Genomic DNA, 252 nt, shown 5'->3' with positions numbered 1-252 from the left:
CTTGCGCAGCGCCTGCGACATCAGGCGGGCTTGCAGGCCGGGCAGGGAATCGCCCATGTCGCCTTCGATTTCAGCCTTGGGGGTCAGCGCGGCCACGGAGTCGACCACGATCAGGTCCACCGCACCGGAGCGCACCAGGGCGTCGCAGATTTCCAGGGCTTGTTCGCCGGTATCGGGCTGCGAGATCAGCAGGTCGCTCAGGTTCACGCCCAGCTTTTGCGCGTAGGTGACGTCCAGCGCGTGCTCGGCGTC

General features: G+C 67.1%; 1 pseudogene. It reads right to left on the bottom strand.

Annotation, left to right across the window (positions count from 1 at the left end):
- Positions 1-252: pseudogene (locus ACZ3HG_RS24345) on the bottom strand (recombinase RecA); the annotation flags it as partial.

Source organism: Erwinia sp. PME.40.26/001, assembly GCF_055556675.1.
The sequence above is the reverse complement of the archived record's forward strand: the minus strand, read 5'-3'. Positions and strand labels throughout refer to the sequence as shown.